General features: G+C 37.3%; 19 protein-coding genes. 10 read left to right on the top strand and 9 right to left on the bottom strand.

Features of this window, described 5'->3' with window-relative positions; genetic code table 11:
• Window positions 1-2: 2 nt before the first annotated feature.
• Window positions 3-287 carry a DUF427 domain-containing protein gene (locus tag Q0590_RS12465; protein WP_302037876.1) on the top strand — a complete coding sequence of 95 codons (285 nt, stop codon included), beginning with the start codon at window positions 3-5 and terminating at the stop codon, window positions 285-287.
• 12 nt (window positions 288-299) lie between these two features.
• Here Q0590_RS12465 and Q0590_RS12460 read toward each other — a convergent pair whose 3' ends face one another.
• From Q0590_RS12460 to Q0590_RS12450, 3 genes are all read right to left on the bottom strand, one after another.
• On the bottom strand, window positions 300-1,175 hold the full coding sequence (locus tag Q0590_RS12460; RefSeq protein ID WP_302037875.1) for a ChaN family lipoprotein: 876 nt from the start codon (window positions 1,173-1,175) through the stop codon (window positions 300-302).
• A 46-nt stretch (window positions 1,176-1,221) separates the two neighbouring features.
• Entirely contained in the window at window positions 1,222-1,644 is a 423-nt protein-coding gene (locus Q0590_RS12455) for a MaoC family dehydratase (protein ID WP_302037874.1), read from the bottom strand.
• A gap of 107 nt (window positions 1,645-1,751) precedes the next feature.
• The gene (locus Q0590_RS12450; protein WP_302037873.1) at window positions 1,752-2,213 is read right to left on the bottom strand and encodes a peroxiredoxin; all 462 of its coding nucleotides are present in this window, start codon (window positions 2,211-2,213) and stop codon (window positions 1,752-1,754) included.
• 333 nt (window positions 2,214-2,546) lie between these two features.
• Between Q0590_RS12450 and Q0590_RS12445 the strand changes: the two genes are divergently transcribed.
• From Q0590_RS12445 to Q0590_RS12435, 3 genes are all read left to right on the top strand, one after another.
• Window positions 2,547-2,747: a CsbD family protein gene (locus Q0590_RS12445; protein WP_302037872.1), complete on the top strand. Its 201-nt coding sequence runs from the start codon at window positions 2,547-2,549 to the stop codon at window positions 2,745-2,747.
• Between the two features lie 77 nt (window positions 2,748-2,824).
• Entirely contained in the window at window positions 2,825-2,986 is a 162-nt protein-coding gene (locus Q0590_RS12440) for a lmo0937 family membrane protein (RefSeq protein WP_302037871.1), read from the top strand.
• 131 nt (window positions 2,987-3,117) lie between these two features.
• Entirely contained in the window at window positions 3,118-3,279 is a 162-nt protein-coding gene (locus Q0590_RS12435; protein WP_302037870.1) for a lmo0937 family membrane protein, read from the top strand.
• 76 nt (window positions 3,280-3,355) lie between these two features.
• Here the strand turns inward: Q0590_RS12435 and Q0590_RS12430 are convergent, their stop codons facing one another.
• Genes Q0590_RS12430 through Q0590_RS12420 form a run of 3 tightly spaced genes read right to left on the bottom strand, consistent with a single transcriptional unit; the run spans window position 3,356 to window position 7,540 of the window.
• A complete protein-coding gene (locus tag Q0590_RS12430; RefSeq protein WP_302037869.1) occupies window positions 3,356-4,891 on the bottom strand; it encodes a thioredoxin-like domain-containing protein in 1,536 nt (511 codons plus the stop codon).
• A 57-nt stretch (window positions 4,892-4,948) separates the two neighbouring features.
• Window positions 4,949-5,347 carry a hypothetical protein gene (locus tag Q0590_RS12425; protein ID WP_302037868.1) on the bottom strand — a complete coding sequence of 133 codons (399 nt, stop codon included), beginning with the start codon at window positions 5,345-5,347 and terminating at the stop codon, window positions 4,949-4,951.
• Entirely contained in the window at window positions 5,348-7,540 is a 2,193-nt protein-coding gene (locus tag Q0590_RS12420) for a T9SS type A sorting domain-containing protein (RefSeq protein WP_302037867.1), read from the bottom strand.
• Between the two features lie 284 nt (window positions 7,541-7,824).
• Here Q0590_RS12420 and Q0590_RS12415 point away from each other — a divergent pair, with 284 nt between their 5' ends.
• Window positions 7,825-9,120, top strand: coding sequence for a UDP-N-acetylmuramoyl-tripeptide--D-alanyl-D-alanine ligase (locus Q0590_RS12415; RefSeq protein ID WP_302037866.1), 1,296 nt, complete (start codon window positions 7,825-7,827; stop codon window positions 9,118-9,120).
• A gap of 70 nt (window positions 9,121-9,190) precedes the next feature.
• Here the strand turns inward: Q0590_RS12415 and Q0590_RS12410 are convergent, their stop codons facing one another.
• From Q0590_RS12410 to Q0590_RS12400, 3 genes are all read right to left on the bottom strand, one after another.
• Window positions 9,191-10,195: a hypothetical protein gene (locus Q0590_RS12410; protein ID WP_302037865.1), complete on the bottom strand. Its 1,005-nt coding sequence runs from the start codon at window positions 10,193-10,195 to the stop codon at window positions 9,191-9,193.
• A 307-nt stretch (window positions 10,196-10,502) separates the two neighbouring features.
• A complete protein-coding gene (locus tag Q0590_RS12405; RefSeq protein WP_302037864.1) occupies window positions 10,503-11,534 on the bottom strand; it encodes a hypothetical protein in 1,032 nt (343 codons plus the stop codon).
• Between the two features lie 412 nt (window positions 11,535-11,946).
• Window positions 11,947-13,476 carry a hypothetical protein gene (locus tag Q0590_RS12400; protein WP_302037863.1) on the bottom strand — a complete coding sequence of 510 codons (1,530 nt, stop codon included), beginning with the start codon at window positions 13,474-13,476 and terminating at the stop codon, window positions 11,947-11,949.
• A 421-nt stretch (window positions 13,477-13,897) separates the two neighbouring features.
• On the opposite strand from Q0590_RS12400, the gene Q0590_RS12395 reads away from it, so the two are divergent.
• From Q0590_RS12395 to Q0590_RS12375, 5 genes are all read left to right on the top strand, one after another.
• Window positions 13,898-14,335, top strand: a complete 438-nt coding sequence (locus Q0590_RS12395) for a YkvA family protein (RefSeq protein WP_302037862.1) — start codon at window positions 13,898-13,900, stop codon at window positions 14,333-14,335.
• Window positions 14,336-14,566: 231 nt separating this feature from the next.
• The gene (locus Q0590_RS12390) at window positions 14,567-14,782 is read left to right on the top strand and encodes a Sec-independent protein translocase subunit TatA/TatB (protein WP_302037861.1); all 216 of its coding nucleotides are present in this window, start codon (window positions 14,567-14,569) and stop codon (window positions 14,780-14,782) included.
• A gap of 3 nt (window positions 14,783-14,785) precedes the next feature.
• A complete protein-coding gene (gene gatA, locus Q0590_RS12385) occupies window positions 14,786-16,207 on the top strand; it encodes an Asp-tRNA(Asn)/Glu-tRNA(Gln) amidotransferase subunit GatA (protein WP_302037860.1) in 1,422 nt (473 codons plus the stop codon).
• A gap of 184 nt (window positions 16,208-16,391) precedes the next feature.
• Entirely contained in the window at window positions 16,392-17,870 is a 1,479-nt protein-coding gene (locus Q0590_RS12380) for a LysM peptidoglycan-binding domain-containing protein (protein WP_302037859.1), read from the top strand.
• Window positions 17,871-18,099: 229 nt separating this feature from the next.
• A complete protein-coding gene (locus Q0590_RS12375) occupies window positions 18,100-19,218 on the top strand; it encodes a DUF4837 family protein (RefSeq protein WP_302037858.1) in 1,119 nt (372 codons plus the stop codon).
• Window positions 19,219-19,234 lie beyond the last annotated feature (16 nt).

Here is a 19,234-nt window from a genome sequence, read left to right as displayed (position 1 = left end):
CTATGAAAGCCATCTGGAATAATACGGTAGTTGCAGAAAGTAACGACACAATTGTAGTGGAAGGTAACCATTATTTTCCACCCCAGTCTGTAAAAAAAGACCTGTTGAAAGATAGTTCCACGCATACCCATTGTCCCTGGAAAGGCGAAGCCTCTTATTATACAATCCAGGCTGGCGGCCAGGAAAACAAAGATGCTGCCTGGTACTATCCCAATCCGAAAGAAGCTGCTAAACAGATAAAAGGGTATGTAGCCTTCTGGCGGGGAGTAAAAGTGGAGCAGAGTTGAAAAGCGGCTTATTTAATAGGTCTTGGTCATATCTGAAGGAATAGCCAAAACATAGGTAGCTAAATTTTGAGATTTGTCTTGAAGTTTAGTTACTTCTGGCTGTTCTACCGAAGCAATGGTGAGAATTTTCAGTTGTGGGTTTTGCTTTTTCAAATACCAGACAATTCCCTCAAAATTATCGGAATGGTAGCTACCATTTACGTGTAAAAACGTTTGGCCAGACTGCCAGTTGGATAAAATAAAATGAGCCATGGTGGCATCCTTTATAGCTTGTGCTTTGGCCAAATTACCCATATTCATGCCGTGCCCGTGAGCCATACCACTCTCTCCTCCAGTATTCATCATTTTTTTATAGCCGGGCAAATTCAAATCTACCTCTATAGGTAGGGGGGCTATCCACTTTTTTACATCATTTCCTAAACTATCTAACACCGTCAAATCTGATTTTGCCACCATGCTGGCATAGCGGCGGGGAATATTGGTAGCCACAAAGGGCAGGTTATTAGCTAAGGCAAATTCTACCAGGGGCTTATAATCGGTAGCATAATTATTCCATAACTTAGATTCTGTTTCCAGGTGCCTACTGGTAATTTTTTTCTGTAAGTACTCATCTAGCACCACCTGGTCATCGGCTTCAAACATTTCTGCTCCCAGAATTAATTTATCTTTCTTCTTAGTATGCAGATCTTTCAGCAATTGTAGCTCCAGCCAGTGACAGATGGGGTTGTTGTGCAGTTCTCCAAATAAAACAATATCAGCCTCCAGAGCATCTGTTACCACCTGCTCGTACTCCACCAATTTACCCTTCTGATTAAATAACTGATATGCTTTTTTATCGGAAGTAAAGGCACAGCAAAGAAAGAAAGTAGCCAGAATGAAATTCCTCATGCAACGGGTATAAGTATGGAGTTCAGGTTCTTACAGGATAAACGTATTATTCAGCAGAAGTTGCCTTGATACGCTTGATCTTTTTGTTTCTGACCAACGCCTCGCCGGTAATCAGTACGGTACGGCTGGCTTTGTCTACCACCAGTGTTTCGATCAGTGCTATGGAATTAGGCAATATTTCTTTTACGATAAATACGGCTTCATAGGGAACATCTACAAACATAGGATTTACAAACTCCATCGTTTGTTTCAGGTAAATAGACCCTTCGCCAGGAAAAAGTGTACCTAACACTTTGGAAAAAATGCTTCCTCCCAGGAACCCGTGCATAATAGGTTTCCGGAAAGGTGTTTTAGCCGCATAGGCTGCATCCAGATGTAAAGGATTGTTGTCGCCGGTAAGAGCCGCAAACTGGTCTACCTGCTGCTGTGAATAAGTAAACTCATGCGTGTAGGTTTGGCCTTGTTCCATAATATGTGAGTAATGCGGGGAAATTTCTTTATTTCTTCAAATCTGGGCAAACAATCACAAAAAACAAATATTGGTGTTCACTCAGCCTTATGTGAAGGCAGAAAAAGTTAATTCAAAGCGCCTACTTTTACTCTCTCTACCATCGTTGCTATATGTTTCTCAGCTGTGAACATATTTTCGAAAACAGCCGCAACCCGATGATTTTTGTTCAGCAGATACGTAACGCGGCGTGTCACTTTTACTACCGGAATAAGGGCTTTGTATAAGCCTGCTACTTTTCCGTCGGTATCGGCAAGCAACTGAAACGGCAAATTATACTGTTCCTTAAACCTTTGGTGAGTGGCTATATCATCGCGGCTGATGCCTATTACTTCTATATCCAGGTTTCTGAAGGCAGCAAAGGTATCACGGAATTCGCAAGCCTCTTTTGTGCACGTTGGCGTAAAATCTTTGGGATAAAAAAAGAGTATACAGGGCTTATTAGCTAAATCTTCAGATAAAGTAAATTTCTTTCCGCTGGTAGATGGCAGTGTAAAATCCGGGGCTAATTCTTTTTCTTTTAAGGGCATTGCAAAGCTTTATTTTTCATACGTAAATAAATTTTATCAAGATAGATATTATACGGAAAAGATATAAATAGAGCTTATGTATTACCGGACTATATTTTTTTTACAACAGCTTACCAATGAGCCACCTGTTTTAGTAAACCCAAAGCAGCTTTTACCGTACAAAAACATAAGGCTACTGTATTCATAAATAAAATACAATAGCCCCTAGGTAGAACCTATATTCTATAGAAAAGTTTTTTGAAAAGTCAAATTTTTTTAAAGAAATATAACTTTTATTTATAGTGCCCCGTAGAAAGGTGTGTACAACAAATTAAACAAAACATAAACTTAGCTATGGATGAATTAAATTTAAAAGGCTCCTGGAATGAACTGAAAGGAAAGCTGAAACAAAAATATGCTGATCTCACTGACGATGATTTGTTGTACGAAGAAGGCCGTGAGGATGAATTATATGGCCGTCTTCAGAATAGAATCGGAAAGTCGAGAGAAGCAATCCGGGAAGAAGTAAGATCCCTGCAAAGAGATAACTTCTGAACAACAAATTTTTTAAATAAACAGTATAACACAACAAAAAAGTAAAACCTTAAACTTAAACTCAAAAATTTAAAATCATGGGAAGCATATTATATATTGTAGCTATCGTATTAATCATCTTATGGTTAATTGGTTATGTTGGATTTGGAGATGCCGTAGGTAATTTTATTCATATTCTACTGGTACTTGCCGTAATCGCTATCTTGATTCGCGTAATCTCCGGCCGACGGGTACTTTAAATCTAGTCCTAACCAAATCGATTTTTCAATTTAATACCTCATAAATACATAAAGATCTAAGAGAATCTGCTTTGTATTTAAAACCAATAAAATAACACTAACAAAAACTTTAACCTTAAACTATTAAAAAAATGGGAAATATACTAACATGGGTAGCCGTTATACTGATCATCCTTTGGTTGGTAGGCTACGTAGGATTCGGCGAAGCTGTAGGTAGCTTTATTCACGTATTATTAGTACTTGCTGTAATCGCAATTTTAATCAGACTATTCTCAGGCCGAAGGGTGATGTGATATAAGGAGTCTATAATTTAATAAATAACTAAAAGCCGGAAACTCAACCATTCCGGCTTTTTTAGTTGTATAGCTGTTATTGGCTAATAGTAACAATATTTTTTTCGCTGCTTTTCAGGTTAATTTTAACCAGTTGATGATTATTGGTGTCGGTTACCCAGAGTTCATTTTCTATAAACAGCAGATCGTTGGGTTCGTTTAGCCCGGCTACCAGCGTACTTATGCGCTCGTTTTTTAAATCTAGAAGTTTCACTTTTCCATTGTAGGTATCGGCAATATAGATATTATTATTATTGGCAGCCACTCCTACACAGTGTTGCAGCAAGGCATCGTCTACGTCTCCATCTTTATCGCCAAAGTCGAATAACCCTCTGCCAACTGGAGTAGCCACTGTGCTGGTTTGTAAATTAATTGTCCGTACAGCGCTTGCTTCCGGGTCGGCTACATACAACGTGTTTCCGATTTTAGTTAACCCGCTAGGCTGATTAAAGGCGGCCTCACGTAAGGTACCATTGGTTAATGCCTCTCTCCCACTGCCGGCAAAACGGGTTACTTTGTTCGTAGCCAGATCCATTTTCAATACCTGATGGTTTCCGGCATTAGCAATATACATCACATTGCCATCAATGAGCAAATCCCAGGGACTGTTGGGTTTTACAGCCTCCTCCCATTTATCATTCAAAAAATAATAGCCCATTTCACCATCGCCAGCCACGGTTTCTACTTGCTTGGTTGTTAGATCGGCTTTGCGGATAGAGTTATTCTTGGAATCGGCTATATATAAGGTATTTCCCTTAATGGCTAATCCGTGAGGTTCGTAAAAAGTAGCTGTAGCAAAATCACCATCTGTAAACCCTTGCTCTCCTTTGCCAATTACTTCCAGTATTTTCCCTGACTTATTTATCTTTACAACCCGGTTATTGCCGCTATCCGACAGCCAGATATTTCCGGCTTCATCGGAAATTAATTTAGAAGGAAACCTGACAATTGAATTGGCTTCACTGGCTTTTTCTAACTTAAAAGTTATGGGTTCGCGGTTTATTTTATCGCCGTATTGTTTTATTAGGTTATCTATACTTTTTTTAGCCACCGGATATACGCCTTCTCCGGAACGTTGGCCTACTACTTTCCCATCGGGTGAAATAAGTGTAATGGTAGGCCATGCTTTTACTCCATAACTTTCCCATACCTTAAAATCGGCATCGTTTACCACCGGGTGCTCAATGCCAAATTTCAAAATAGCTTTCCGGATGTTATTATTGGTTTTTTCTGACTCAAATTTTGCTGAATGTACTCCTATAACAACTAATTCTTTTGCATATTCTTTTTCCAGTCTTTTTAGATCAGGAATAATATGCTGGCAGTTGATACAGCCAAATGTCCAGAAATCGAGTAGCACAATTTTACCACGGAAATCTTTTAAGGTATACGCTCTGTCGGTGTTGAGCCAGCCATAGTCTGTGTTAATTTCTGGGGCAGTTACTGCAGGTAAATCCATAGCTGTTGCTGTTGGTTTGTTAGTTGGCTTATCTGTTTCGGTAGCCGTATTAGTTTGCGGCTGGCAGCTGGAAAATACTGCCATACTTAGCAGCCATAAAATATATTTGTTCATGGAAATGTATGCAAAAATAGATGGTATAACTAAAAACCTGTATTCTGCTGAAAAAGTTTATAGGGGCTCTGCTGACAAAAATTGTATTACTTTCTGCATATAGGCACCATCCTGCTCTGCCTGAATAACTTGATTTGCCTCCAGCGGAGTAAGCATTTTTTGCACAAATGGATGCTGCCCGACTAACAACACCATACATTTATTTTTATTCATGGCTATTTTCTCCATAAACATAATAACCCCATTTGCCGGACCATCTGTTGCTTCTATAATGATTATGGCTTTTTCTGATTTCTCTAGTAAATCCATTGCATAGCCAACCATGGTTCTATCCGATTGAGTATCAAAATCAAAAGTGACCAAGGCTGGGAATTGTTGTTTTAAGGCATTTACTAGAGGCTTTTCATACGTATAGGCTGTATCGTTTAGTATCTGAAAATAAATAGCTGCTTGCATCTACCTGTATAGTACGATTCTTTTTACTGTCTGGACTTCGCCGGCAACTATTTTCAACAAGTATACTCCTGCCGGCAGATGATGGAGATCTAGGGCAACTTCCCGGTTGGCAGGAACGGATTTGCGGGTTACTAATTGTTGACCCACAACCGAGTACAATGCTACATCGCTTTCTGCAGGCAAATTCAAATAAATGTACCTACTGGTAGGGTTAGGAAAAACAGTACCGGTCTCATCCGGACCAGGCGCAGGGCTTCCCCCGTCAGAGGTATTTGCTAATACTATTATTCCTCCAGCCTGCGTTCCTACAATCAACTCTGGCAAATTGTCGCCGTTAAGATCAGCCGCCGTTGGAAAAAGCATGCCATTTAACTGGGGCGAAGAAAGTTCTTTTTGTAGATTATTCCACACAAAATCTGTAACAGGCGTGAATGGCTTTGTTAGCTGATTTGCAAAATCTGCATATATTTTCAATATCCCTTTTCTATCGCCAGTGATCAACTCAGGTTTTCCATCATTGTCCAGGTCGGCTACGGTTAACGCCAGGTAACGGGCAAAAGGATCAGCTGGCAGCCCGCCCAAACTGGCATTTTCTAAAGTATATGCTGGCGAAGCATTGGAACCTGTATTCTTGTAATACTCCAGACTTCCATTAAATTTTCCTACCAATGCATCTAAATCTTTATCTCCATCTATATCATATAATAATGGTACATCCGTAGGTGAAAAGCTAAGTGGCCAGCTTTGGAGATTGTTTACAGAAAAAGCAAATACCTCATTTCTGGGAGCTTGATTAAGCATATATTGTAACGTTGCATTTCTTCCGGAGGTAGAAGAGAAGATCAAATCAAGCGACCGGTCGCCATTCAGATCATGAAAAGATGGCTTTATATCTGTAACCTGAAGTGAAGACAAGTTTAAGTAATCATCAGTCAACAACTCAAAAACTGGTTTCTGCGCGGTACCTACATTGTTGTATAAATAAATGGTAGCGTAAAACTTATTCTGACTTGCATCCCATTTGCCTCTGCTGCCTATAAATAAATCCAGGTCGCCATCCCCATCATAATCAGCCAAAGCCGGGGAAGCATTCTCCCCTATATCCAGCATAGTGGCCTGCAGAAAATTCGTTTGCTTGAGCTCAAATTGTGGCGTTTCAGTACTTCCGGTATTCTTATAAAACCAACCTGACCGGGTAAAATCTACGTTATCTAATTCATTATCAAATACATTGGGTGCAGCAATCAGATCTTTTATTCCATCAAAATCCAGGTCTTCATAGTATACTGCCGGAAAAGTAGGAAAATTTATTGGCGTACTGGCTGGAAATTGTTTGTCGAAAGCCGTAAATAAAGCAGTAGCAGCATTTCCCTGGTTAACTAAACGAGCCAGTCCATCACATCCTGTGTGGCCATTAAGCAGGTCTTTGTCTTCGTCGCCATCCAGGTCAAGCAATAAAAGAGACGAACCACTATGCATTACCCGCTGTACATTACCGGTTCTGCCGGTTGAAGGGCCGCAATCAATGCCAAAGTAAAACTCCTGACAGCCACTGCCCTGCCGGAATTTACCCCAGCAAGCATTCACCTTCTGAAAATCTAAGGTTTCCGTGTTCCCTGCATTCTCTTTACTCCGGTTCAGGTGATATTCTACTGAGCCACCCACATCATCGAACGTGAGAATATCCAGGTCGCCGTCATTATCTACATCCACAATCGCCGGAATATCTGTAGAAGAAACATATAAGTTAATAATGCCCGAAAAACCTTGTGTTTCTAGCGGATCTGCTACTAGTTCCCATTGTAGCTGGCTTGGAGCAGATATATTTTTATAGACTTTGATTCCTAAGTTTGTATGAGTAAATATATCTTTTTTACCATCGTTGTTATAATCTGCGAGGAGCATCCAAAACTGAAGGCCTTCCGGAAATTGCTGCTCATAGGTAGGTGTATGCTGGTAGCGGTATGAATTTTGGTAAGGTACAGCTATATAAGTGGTAAGTTTGTTAGTTGTCCGGTCAAATACTACTAAATCTTCTATAGCATCGTTATTTAAATGCATTGTACTAAACTGACCCGCGTTTAACCCGCCAGCCCAGCTATTATTCAACGTATCTCCATCTACCACTAAGGGAATACTGGTCTCATAGGCAAAGGTATATGATTGAGCAACCGCTGCCCAGTAATTTATCAACGCTAGGCAGAACAGCCAAACAATACGAATAAAAGGGAGCAAGTGCCTGTTCACTGAATGAAGTATTTAATAACTATTTGCTTTATAATAACGTGTACTTTTAGTGCTTTTATATTCAACAGATAATTAGTCTATGATATTTTGCCTATTTTGCATGTGTATTAGTTCTAATATATGGGTAGCATCCGGTTTGCCTGGTTTACATCTACTTATAAAGCAATAGTACTATAATTTTGTTATATCTACAGAACAATAATGTTTCAAAATCCACAAACTTTTCTTCTATGCAAACTGACCTGGAAAATTTATATAAAGTATACTTATCCTGTAAAAATGTTTCTACAGATACACGGAAGATACTACCTGGCTCTTTATTCTTTGCACTCAAAGGCGACAAGTTTAACGGAAACACATTTGCCGCACAAGCTCTGGATGCAGGAGCAACTTATGCAGTGGTAGATGAAAAAGAGTTTGCCCTTGATAACCGGTACATTTTAGTAGAGAATTCATTAAAAGCATTGCAACAACTTGCCAACTATCACCGGCGACAATTAACCATTCCATTTATTGGAATTACAGGCTCTAACGGGAAAACAACGACAAAAGAATTAATAAATGCAGTATTAGGAAAGAAATACAGAACCTATGCCACCAAAGGAAATCTAAACAACCACATTGGTGTACCCCTTACTTTACTGTCTATTACCAGCGATATTGAAATAGCCATTATAGAAATGGGTGCAAATAAAGTGGGAGATATAGAAGAATTGGTTACTATTTGCGAACCTACACATGGGATAATTACCAATATTGGCAGAGCTCATCTGGAAGGTTTTGGCGGTATAGAAGGTGTAAAACGCGGCAAAGGAGAACTTTATGATTTCCTCCAATTCCGTAATGGAGTCGTATTTTCTAATTCATTAAATGAGGCATTACAGCAAATGATTGAATCCCGTTATTTCGGGGAAGTTGTACAATACCCTCAGGTAGGGAATTACTTTAGCTGTGAGTTGCTGGCTTCTACTCCTTTTGTAAAATACCGCAGTGAAAATGGTGAAATAGTGGAAACCCAACTTTCCGGAGCACACAATTTTGAGAATATAGCGGCAGCTTTGTGTGTAGGTAAATATTTTGAGGTAGATGCAGATGCAGCTAATATGGCTATTAGTGAATATTTGTCTGACAACAACCGTTCTCAGGTAGTAAAAAAAGGATCAAATACTATTTTCCTCGATGCTTACAATGCAAACCCCACCTCTATGCAGGCCTCTTTAGAATATTTTATGACTGTACAGGCTCCTAACAAGGTGGTGATACTTGGCGATATGTTTGAACTAGGAGGAGAAAGTGAAGCAGAACATCTAAAAATTGGTGAAGTAGTGGCCCGGGGACATTTTGATAAAGTGTTACTATGTGGAAAGAGGATGCAAGCTGCTGTAGCCGCCAACCCCAAAGCTTTATACTTCATAGATAAGTTCTCGCTGAATAACTGGCTGCTGGAAAATAAAATATTTAATGCTCAAATACTCATCAAAGGCTCCCGGGGAATGGGATTAGAAACTATTGTAGATCTACTATAATTATGTTACGCCCTAAAGCAAAAAAGCCTATATAACTACAGGCTTTTTTGCTTTACTCTTATTTTAATGGTTACTCAAAACTTTTTCTCATCACCACTCCGTTATATACAGTACCACTAAAGCTACCTTTAATTTCTAATGGATGCATAGTAGTATTTCTTATAGAATTATCAAGAGATCTAAGTTCACTGATGATTATTTTATAATCAAAAGATAATAAACCTGTAGTTGGATTATAACCAAAATTAGTAATCTCTTGCGTATCTGCAGGTACATTAATAGTTTCAGATAAATCAACACCTGTAGACGAACGGAATTTATTACCTTCATACCATCTAACACCATTCCATATTTCTGAGCTAGTAGACTTTACACCGTCACTACTAATAATGTAGCTGAAAGGATTATACCATCCAGTACTTCCGTCAAAATAATATTTTTCAGCAAAATAAATGCTATTGCCATCAGTGTCTTTATATATTACATACCTCTCATTATTTTCTCCTGAATAGTTCTCAAAGTTTAGACCATAATCAACCAACTTATAGTTTTTATTATTCTCTTTTGACATTGGTAAAACCATATTTCTATCTGTGAATCTAGGTTCTGCGCTAATTAAAAATAATTTTTTACCTGACAATTCTTTTTGAAAATAAAAATAAGCACCATTTAATTTAGCTGTAGCACCTGCCTGATCTTTATTGGTAACTTGCAGTCCCATAGATGCAGAATTATTATCTCCAAATACACTTTTAAAACGATTCAGATGTATAGTGTGTTCAGTTGAAGAGACACTTTCAAACTTTGCTGCAAGATTAGTCAGTTTATACTCAAAAGCTTCTTCAAATGCAGTACCGTCTTTTCTGGTTCCTTGTATAGTGCCTTTTAAAAAACCGTTTTCTAATGCTTTATCATAGCTATCTCCGGTAATGCCTTGAGCACCAGTAGCGCCTGTATCTCCTTTTGGTCCTACTTCGCCTTCTGGGCCTTTACAACTTACTACTGCAATGGTTAAAGCCAATGCAAAAAATGATGATTGTTTGAACAATTGTTTTGTGGAATTTCCAAATTTCATAAGAATATTGTTTGAATTTTCTCAAAACTATAGGCTTTGATCTTATCCATTTGTTCTTATTTTTACTATATCACACCTTTGGTATGTTTGAAGAAAGAATAGTAAACATCTTAAAAATAATTAACATACTTACCTGACTAACAAGATGTTAATTAATAAATTCAAATCAGAGCATTGAAGGAAAGATTAAAAATAGAATATTTATTTTACCGTTATCTAGCTCTTATTTGCATAAAACATAAGATGCTATACTTACAGGTGTTTATCCTGCAAGTATAGCATCTTACATAAATAGTACCTTATAAATCTATTCTGCTCCCTCCCGCATTACCTGTCCATCAAATACATTAACACTTACCGTACCATTAATTTCGGCTGGGTTATATGATCTATTTTTAGAAAAAGATCCCACGTTTACTTTAAAACTAAATGTTACCACTCCGGTTGTTTTGTTATAAGCATACTCAGAAATTTGATATGTGTCTGCAGGCACTTCAAACTGGTCAGCTAAATTAACATGATCTGTTGTAGTAAAAACTTGATCAGCATAGCTAAGCTCTTCATAAGTTTGAGAGGTAAAGCTTTTTATGCCATTATTATTTACTATATAGGCAAACATACCTGGCTCACTTTCATTACTTCCCACGGCATCAAAATATACCCTACTGCCATTTTTTGTTGTAAAAACATAGTATGCTTTATCTGTTGACGATACATAATACTCAGGCTCCAGACCATAATCGGTCAACTGATAGGTCTGGTTATTATTAATTGACATAGGTAATTGAATCCACCACGATTGAAAGTCAGTTTCTGTAGAAAAAATAAATCTGCTTCTATCATCTAGTATATGGGAGAAATTGAGTTGAAAATCAGTCAGACTAAAAGACTGTGTAGGCTTATCTTTGTCTTTCACCAACAAAGTCAGTTTGATCGCATTTTCATCTATGCGTTTCTCAAAGCGCGAAAGTACCAGTTCGTGTGCTTCCCCATTTTTGATAAACCCCTCTGTGTTAAATGCTAGTTTAAAATTAAAAGCTTGTTCAAAGCCAGTACCATCTCTACGTGTACCTTTAATAGTTCCTTTAATGTATCCATTTTCAAAAGCTTTTTCATAGCCTTCTCCTGCCGGACCTTGCGGACCCTGGGGTCCCTGTGGACCTTGAGCACCCAGCGGACCTTGTATACCAGGAGTGCCTTGAGTCCCTGTTTCTCCGGTATCTCCTTTTGGCCCTACTTCGCCATCTTCTCCTTTGCAACTATATAAAAATACAATTAAAAAAAAAGCAGCACATTGGATCATTCTAGCTGCAAATCTTCGAAACAAAAATGATTTCATAGGGTATCTTACTTACATGAATAGTATTTTACATAAGTACAACTAAACTATAGGTATCATTTTTTGATCTACAACTATACATTACATATGTATAAAGTGAGGGTACATAATACTTATTGTAAACAAGCAAAGCATTGCTATATACAATTTACTTCGTAGAAGAATCTATTTTCAACTATCTGAAAGGTAACCGCTGTTAATTATAGGCTTGAATGTATTGCATAAAACTCCATATGTAGTTATAATTCGTAGAATTAATATTTCATAAGTCAACAGTTTTATTACCTATCAGGAATCGTTTTAAGTCATGTGTTATCTGCTTATGTGAGTTTACATTATAAGGCTATATATACTAAGAAAGGCTGCCAGTTGGGCAGCCTTTCTTCACAAGGATTACACGAGATAGTTACAATCAACCGTATTTGTAAGTCTTTAATCTGTCTAATATAATATTCCACATAACTTCATAGGGCATTACTTCTAACGCTCTGTTCCCTCCATGATACTCCATATGTATGGATATCATTTCTTCATAGATTTTTTCGGAAGCCTTTCTTGTCTGGTAAAATCTAAAATCTTCTTTACTCATATTTACCAACATTTCTATGAAACACTCACTTCTGAAGTTGATGTCCTTTTTGGGATATCTTCTGCAATATTTTGAAATTGCATTCACACATTCATTTACTTTATCTGTTTCAAATTTCTCCAGATAAAACATAATCTGAACGGTTAAGGCTGCAATATTTAACCCTCTTTTTTCTTTAGCGAAAGCTGGTTTTTCCTCCAAGAATTCGTTTACTCTAAAGTTAGTTTTAGCATTCTGAATAGCTGGCCGGATTTCCTTTATCTTCTGCGACTTATATATATAATGCAGATAGGCTTGAAAGATTCTCCACCGTTCCTTTTTTATCTCAGAAAGTAAGCGGAAGCTAGACAACTCTACAACCGATTGAAATATTTGAGCAGCTTTCAAATACTGCCCAGTATGCATGGCCAGCAATAAATAATATTCCTGAAAACTATACCAGTTAGTACTGCCTTCTTCAAAAAGTGTAACAGTTTTTTTGGCATATATTTCTCCACCTTCAAAATTCTTCAAATGCAGATAGAAATTCATCTTTTGAATGGCCAATTCCTCAATTCTGGAGGCCGGATGAAACTTAGGGTTTTTCTTTACATATGCCTCTGCTTGCTCAGTTACTTCAATAGCAGCGGCATAGTCATCAGAGAACTGATGAAACATAGTTTTGATCTTAAAATAATTAAGACTTAGCTTGGTGCTATCGTACTTTTTAAAATCTTCTTGTAAAACTTTATAATACTTTTCAGCCAAACGCTTTACTTTGGGCCTGTTCGACTTAGATTTCGCATACATAGCAACCAACTCCTGGTAGTATCTATCGGATACATTCTCTGCGTGCAGCCGTTGCTCAATCTGATCGGCTAGTTCTTTATACTGTACAAATTCTTTGTACTGATTGCTAGTACTATAATGGCTTCTTAAAATTTTTGCACACTCCAGTTCAATATCTGTTAAATGAAATTCCTGGGCTCTTTTAAGTGTTTTTTCTATGGCAGGGATAGCAATTCTCTTTGAGCCATTCATTAATAATACTTTTGCACAGTATAACGCTTTATTACACTCATAGAGCACAGCTTTATATTGTGGGGTGTTTTCATCTTCGAAGTCAAGAAAGAATAAAGTATTAAGAAGTTTCTGCTTTAAACGTGTCTTTAAAATCAGATATTTTTTTTCAGAAGGATCGCAGGCATAAATATCCTTTGCTGCATCTGCATCTGATTGATACTTTTCGGTATGAATTCCATCAAATAATCTAAAATAATTGCTTGACTTATTCCTACTGTTTTCATCAAAAAGTTCAACCTTTTTTACCCTTTTTTTTGTTACCAATCGTATCAATTCGCTAAGAGATTCCATAATCAGTTTGTAGAATTACGTGTTTAATTATTACAATATTAAAAGTGACGGAATTATGCAGCATATTAGACAAATGGTTGAATAATACTATTCATTGGTCTAATGTTATAAAGTGTTGAATGGGCTGGTTGAATGCAATAAACAAAACTACTACTAAATTTTATTCATAGAAACTTATACTTATTTTTTTCTATAATCTACTTGTTTCAATCGTTAAAATTGACAATTTATGAGATTAACTATTGATTAACTCTACATTTATAGATTATAATAGAAAAAGGTAATCTATCTTATGTAAACTTTTTACGCAAAGTGTATAAAAATTTAATTTCTACCTTGTTACTCATTCATCAATAATATAGCTGCTATCACCGTTTTATTCGTATCTTAACATATTAGTTTAACCTTTTAAGTAAATTTTATGTCTGCTTCCAGATTAGCTGCACGTGTAATAAAGTCCATTTTTTTCAAGAAAGCTCTTGAACAAGCTGTTGTTTATGCAAAAAGTAATTCCAAAATAAGTGACCTGTTAAACAAAGTATCAAGTAAAACACAAAATCTGCACCAAAGCGAAAACAATGCATCCTTCCTGGATAATTTGGGTACTTTACGCAGAATGGTCAGGGCTTACAAACAAGGCGATTACCGGGAAGTTCCTTGGCGTTCGGTAACATTAGTAATTGCAACATTATTGTACTTTGTTTCTCCCCTAGACTTTATTCCTGATATTCTACCCATTTTAGGTCTTACAGACGATATAGCATTAATCATATGGGTAACTAATTCAATAAAATCAGACATAGAAAATTTCAGAATATGGGAACATCAACAAATGAGCCCAATTAATGAACAGCAATAAATCCAGGTAGTTGAATTATTCGTACGTTTTCTCTGTTGCCCTTAAAAGTTTTAATAACATAAGGCTTTGGACACCAGAACATTTTAAAAGTGATAGAAAGAACAATCGGCTGCTTATATAATTAAGCCCTTTTACTAAAATAGGGTTTGTGCATTTAAACAAGTTCTGCTTTCACTTTCCATGAATTTATATGTATCTTTGTTAACACAATTATTTTAAATTTTAATTTTTATGGCTCTTACAACCATTTTTGCCTTTTTAGGAAACCTGGGTGGTCCTGAAATCTTTTTAATTGTCCTGTTTGTATTGATTTTCTTTGGCGCAAAAAAAATTCCTGAATTAGCACGTGGTCTGGGAAGAGGTATCAGAGAATTCAAAGATGCTACCAAGGAAATCAAAGATGAAATAGAAGAAAGCGTAAAAGACGATAAACCCATTACAAAATAGGTTTTGAAAACATATTATTCTCTCAAACAAATCACTGACGATCTCCGTGAAGGTAATGTTTCATGCAAAAAACTTGTGGAACATTACCTTTTTACTATTAAAAACAAAGCACATTTAAATGCCTTTTTAGAAGTATATGATAAAGAGGCACTAGACCGTGCACAAGAAATTGACCATAAGATAGCCCAAGGCAAACAAGGCAGATTAGCCGGTATGGTAATAGGGCTTAAAGATGTCCTCTGCTATCAGGATCATCGCTTGCAAGCCGGAAGCAAAATACTGGATGGCTTTGTATCGCAATTTACAGCTACTGCCGTTCAACGTCTTATTGATGAAGACGCTATTATTATAGGAAGGCAAAATTGTGATGAATTTGCGATGGGTTCCTCCAATGAGAACTCTGCATTTGGTCCTGTTTTAAATGATGCCGATACTACCCGGGTTCCTGGCGGGTCATCCGGTGGTTCAGCTGTAGCGGTGCAGGCAGGCATGTGTCTAGCCTCTATAGGTTCTGATACTGGCGGTTCAGTCCGGCAACCTGCTGCGTTTTGTGGCATTATTGGATTAAAACCAACTTACTCCCGTATTTCCCGGTATGGGCTAATTGCGTACGCTTCTTCTTTTGATACCATTGGTATACTTGCCACAAGTATAGAGGATACGGCTCTCTTGTTAGAAATTATGTCTGGTAAAGACGACTTTGATAGTACCGTGTCACACACAGAGGTACCTCCGTATTCTCAGAAATTATCTATTTCCAATAAGCTAAAAGTTGCCTATATCCGGGAAACTATAGATAGTGAGGGAATACAAGAATCTATCCGGAATGGTATCCTGAAAAAAATCGACTTTCTCAAAAGCGAAGGCCATCAGGTGGAAGCAGTTGATCTACCTTTGCTCGACTATCTGTTACCTACCTATTACATCCTTATTACTGCCGAATCAAGCTCTAATCTTTCCCGCTACGATGGCGTAAAATATGGCTTTAGAAGTCCACAAAGCAATACATTAGAGCATATGTATAAGTATACCCGTACTCAAGGCTTTGGAGAGGAAGTAAAAAGAAGAATTATGTTAGGCACCTTTGTACTAAGTGCCAGTTATTATGATGCTTATTACACCAAAGCACAAAAAGTACGGCGGATTATTAAGGAAAAAACAGACGAGTTATTAGCAATGTATGATTTTGTTATATTACCTACTACCCCCAGCACTGCTTTCCGAATAGGCGAACATACGGCTAACCCTTTAGAAATGTACCTGGCAGACTTATTTACTGTACAAGCTAATGTAGTGGGTATTCCGGCAATATCTATACCTAATGGTTATGACGAAAATGGGTTACCTATCGGATTACAGGTAATGACTAATTATTTTGGTGAAGAAAGATTATTAGCTTTTTCTAAATATCTTATGGAAAACTGACGCACTATCAGGTTACGCTCACGCAATAAAGGAGATAAATACAGTACATGATTCTTACAGGTTAGGGTAATTTTTGTATTTTTAAATCTTGTAAGTATAATAATTTGACAATTTTAAATAAGATCTGGATATGATTTTACTATTGAAACGTAACGTATTCAAAACAGCAATTGCCATAATTTTCATGTTACTAGTTCAAGTAACTGCTCATAGCCAGACGCAATACCCCGAACCTTTTGAAGAAGAGGAAGAAGTAGAAACGGAATCTGATGTAATAGCTGACAGTGATACTACCGGGCAAGCTCCCCTCGATTCAACATTGCTTGTTATGGATTTTGAGGAAATCATTACTGAGCTACCAGAGGAATTAATGTTAGACCAGATCCAGTGTATGGATATGGCTACTACTATTCCGATGACTTATAATAAAACTATTAAAGGGTTTATCAACTACTTTACAGTACGGAAAAGAAGTTTTGTAACCAACATGCTTCGGCGTCAGCACTTGTATTTCCCAATGTATGAGCAGTACTTAAAAAAGCATGAATTACCCGATGAACTAAAATATCTATCCATTGTAGAATCCGCATTAAATCCCAGAGCTGTATCACCTGCACGGGCGGTAGGTTTATGGCAGTTTATGTCCGCAACAGGCAGGCAATACAAACTTTATCAAGATTCATTTATAGATGAACGGATGGACCCGTATAAATCTACTGAAGCTGCCTGCTCTTATTTAAAAGATTTGCATAATATGTTTGGCGACTGGGAACTTGCACTGGCAGCCTATAATTGTGGTCCGGGAAATGTCAGAAGAGCTATCCGGCGTTCAGGAAATAAAACGGGGTTTTGGGAGATATATAATTATTTACCCAGAGAGACCAGATCTTATGTGCCTATGTTTGTGGCTGTAAACTACATTATGCGCCACGCAGAAAATTATTACGGATTCAGAGCTGATTCTTTAGAAAGATATATTGCCCATGATACAATTTGGCTGAACCCCGAAAAACACATTGACATGGAGTTGCTGGCAAAACATATGGATGTTTCTTTTGAAGACTTGAAATCCCTTAACCCACAAGTAAAGAAAAATATTATTCCCAGCCATCTAAGAAATTACGCTTTACGCATACCTACGGAAAGAAAAGAATTTTATGTAGAAAACAGGTTAAGCATTCTTGACTCAGCTGTATATACCAAATCTTTGGAACTGCTAGTGGTGAATGATGAACCTTCCTACAATAGTTCTGGTAAAAGAAAAATTGTACACCATGTAAAACGAGGTGAAGTACTAGGAAGAATCGCTCAAAAGTATCATGTATCTGCCGCAGATATCCGGAAATGGAATCATCTACGAGGTAATACAATCCAGTCAGGACAAAAATTAGCCATTTGGGTAAAGGGCAAACCTGTTAGTCCCAGCAGCCTAGCCTCTGCGCAAACTACATCTAAAACTGGCAGCACATCCGTTGAACAGAAAACCGCTTCTAGTTCAAAGGTAATCCCAATAGTAAAAGAAAAAGTATATTATGTACAGCCTGGCGATACCTTATGGAAAATTTCACAAAATCATGGGGGCATTTCAGTTGAGAAACTTAAGAAACTGAATAAACTTAAAAGCAACTCTCTTAAGCCTGGCCAGAAGCTCATTATAGGTTAGTTATATTAAACCTGCAAAATTAAAAACGAATCCAGACAACTTAGCTGGATTCGTTTTTAATTTAAATAACTGTATAGGAGGAGGTAAGATGCTAGCTGGAAGTAATAAAATGCTATCACTCTTAAAATAAAAATCTTAATTTTAAGGATATATTTCTTCAAGAAATCCGTTAATTATAGATAGTCTGATTCAAATAAAACTCTTCTATAATTTTATGATGTTCAAAAAAATGAATAAAGCACCTAATATAATTTCAAAATTCTTTTATACCATCCTGCCTCTGTTATTTCTGTTTCCTATTGCCTGCACTGAAAAAGACAAAAAAGATATGGCTAGTGTACCTAGCAAAGGTAACATTGGCGAGATTGTAGTGGTTATGGATTCAGCCAGGTGGAAAAGTAAAATGGGAGATACCCTTCGCTCCATCTTTAGCTCAGAAGTACCCGGATTATTAACATCAGAACCCTATTTCAAACTGATTTATTTTCATCCGGACAATTTAAATAACTTTATCAAAACGCATAAAAACCTTCTGTTTGTAACCTCTCTTGAAGATGAAAGTCCTTCAGGGCAACGGCAGCAGTCTTTCTTTTCTGAACAAACCATAGAGGCTATCAATCGTGATTCATCGTTCTTTATGTTTGCTAAGCAGAATGAATTTGCCCGAGGCCAGGAAATACTGCATATCTTTGGCAAAACAGATCAGCAGATTATTAGCAACCTAAGCAAAAACAAAGAAAAGATCAGGCAGCATTTTAATCAAATAGAGTTAGCCAGAATCAATAAAAATATATTTAAAACAGAAAACACAGATTTAGTTAGTAAGATCAAGCAAGAGCATGGCTTTACTATGCGTTTGCCTGAAGGTTTTGCCTTAGCCAAGAGCGATACGAACTTCGTGTGGGCTACCTTTCCTGGTAAACAAGTGAATATGCATGTATTTGTAGCTTACAAGCCATACCAGTCTACAGATGCCTTTAATCATGAAAAAATAATAGCCTGGCGAGATACCATTGGGTATAAGAAGATGTATAATCAGAAAATTAAAGATTCATACATGGCTACTCAGGATTATGTAGAACCCACGTTTAAGCAACTGGTCTTCAATGATAAATTTGGTATAGAAACGAGAGGGTTATGGAAATTGCAAAATAATTCCAGAGGCGGTCCGTTCTTAAGTTATATTTTTGTAGATGATACCTCCAATCGGCTTTATTATATTGAAGGATTTATTTTAGGCCCCGGTGTTGAGAAAAAGAGAGAATTTATGCGGCAGCTGGAAGCTATCCTCTGGACATTCCGTCCGGCGGGTGCCCAGGCAGCAGTAGCAAAAGATGTACAAAATTAGCTATAGTCAGTTGACG

The organism is Rhodocytophaga aerolata (assembly GCF_030503435.1).
Classification (GTDB): Bacteria; Bacteroidota; Bacteroidia; order Cytophagales; family 172606-1; genus Rhodocytophaga; species Rhodocytophaga aerolata.
The sequence above is the reverse complement of the archived record's forward strand: the minus strand, read 5'-3'. Positions and strand labels throughout refer to the sequence as shown.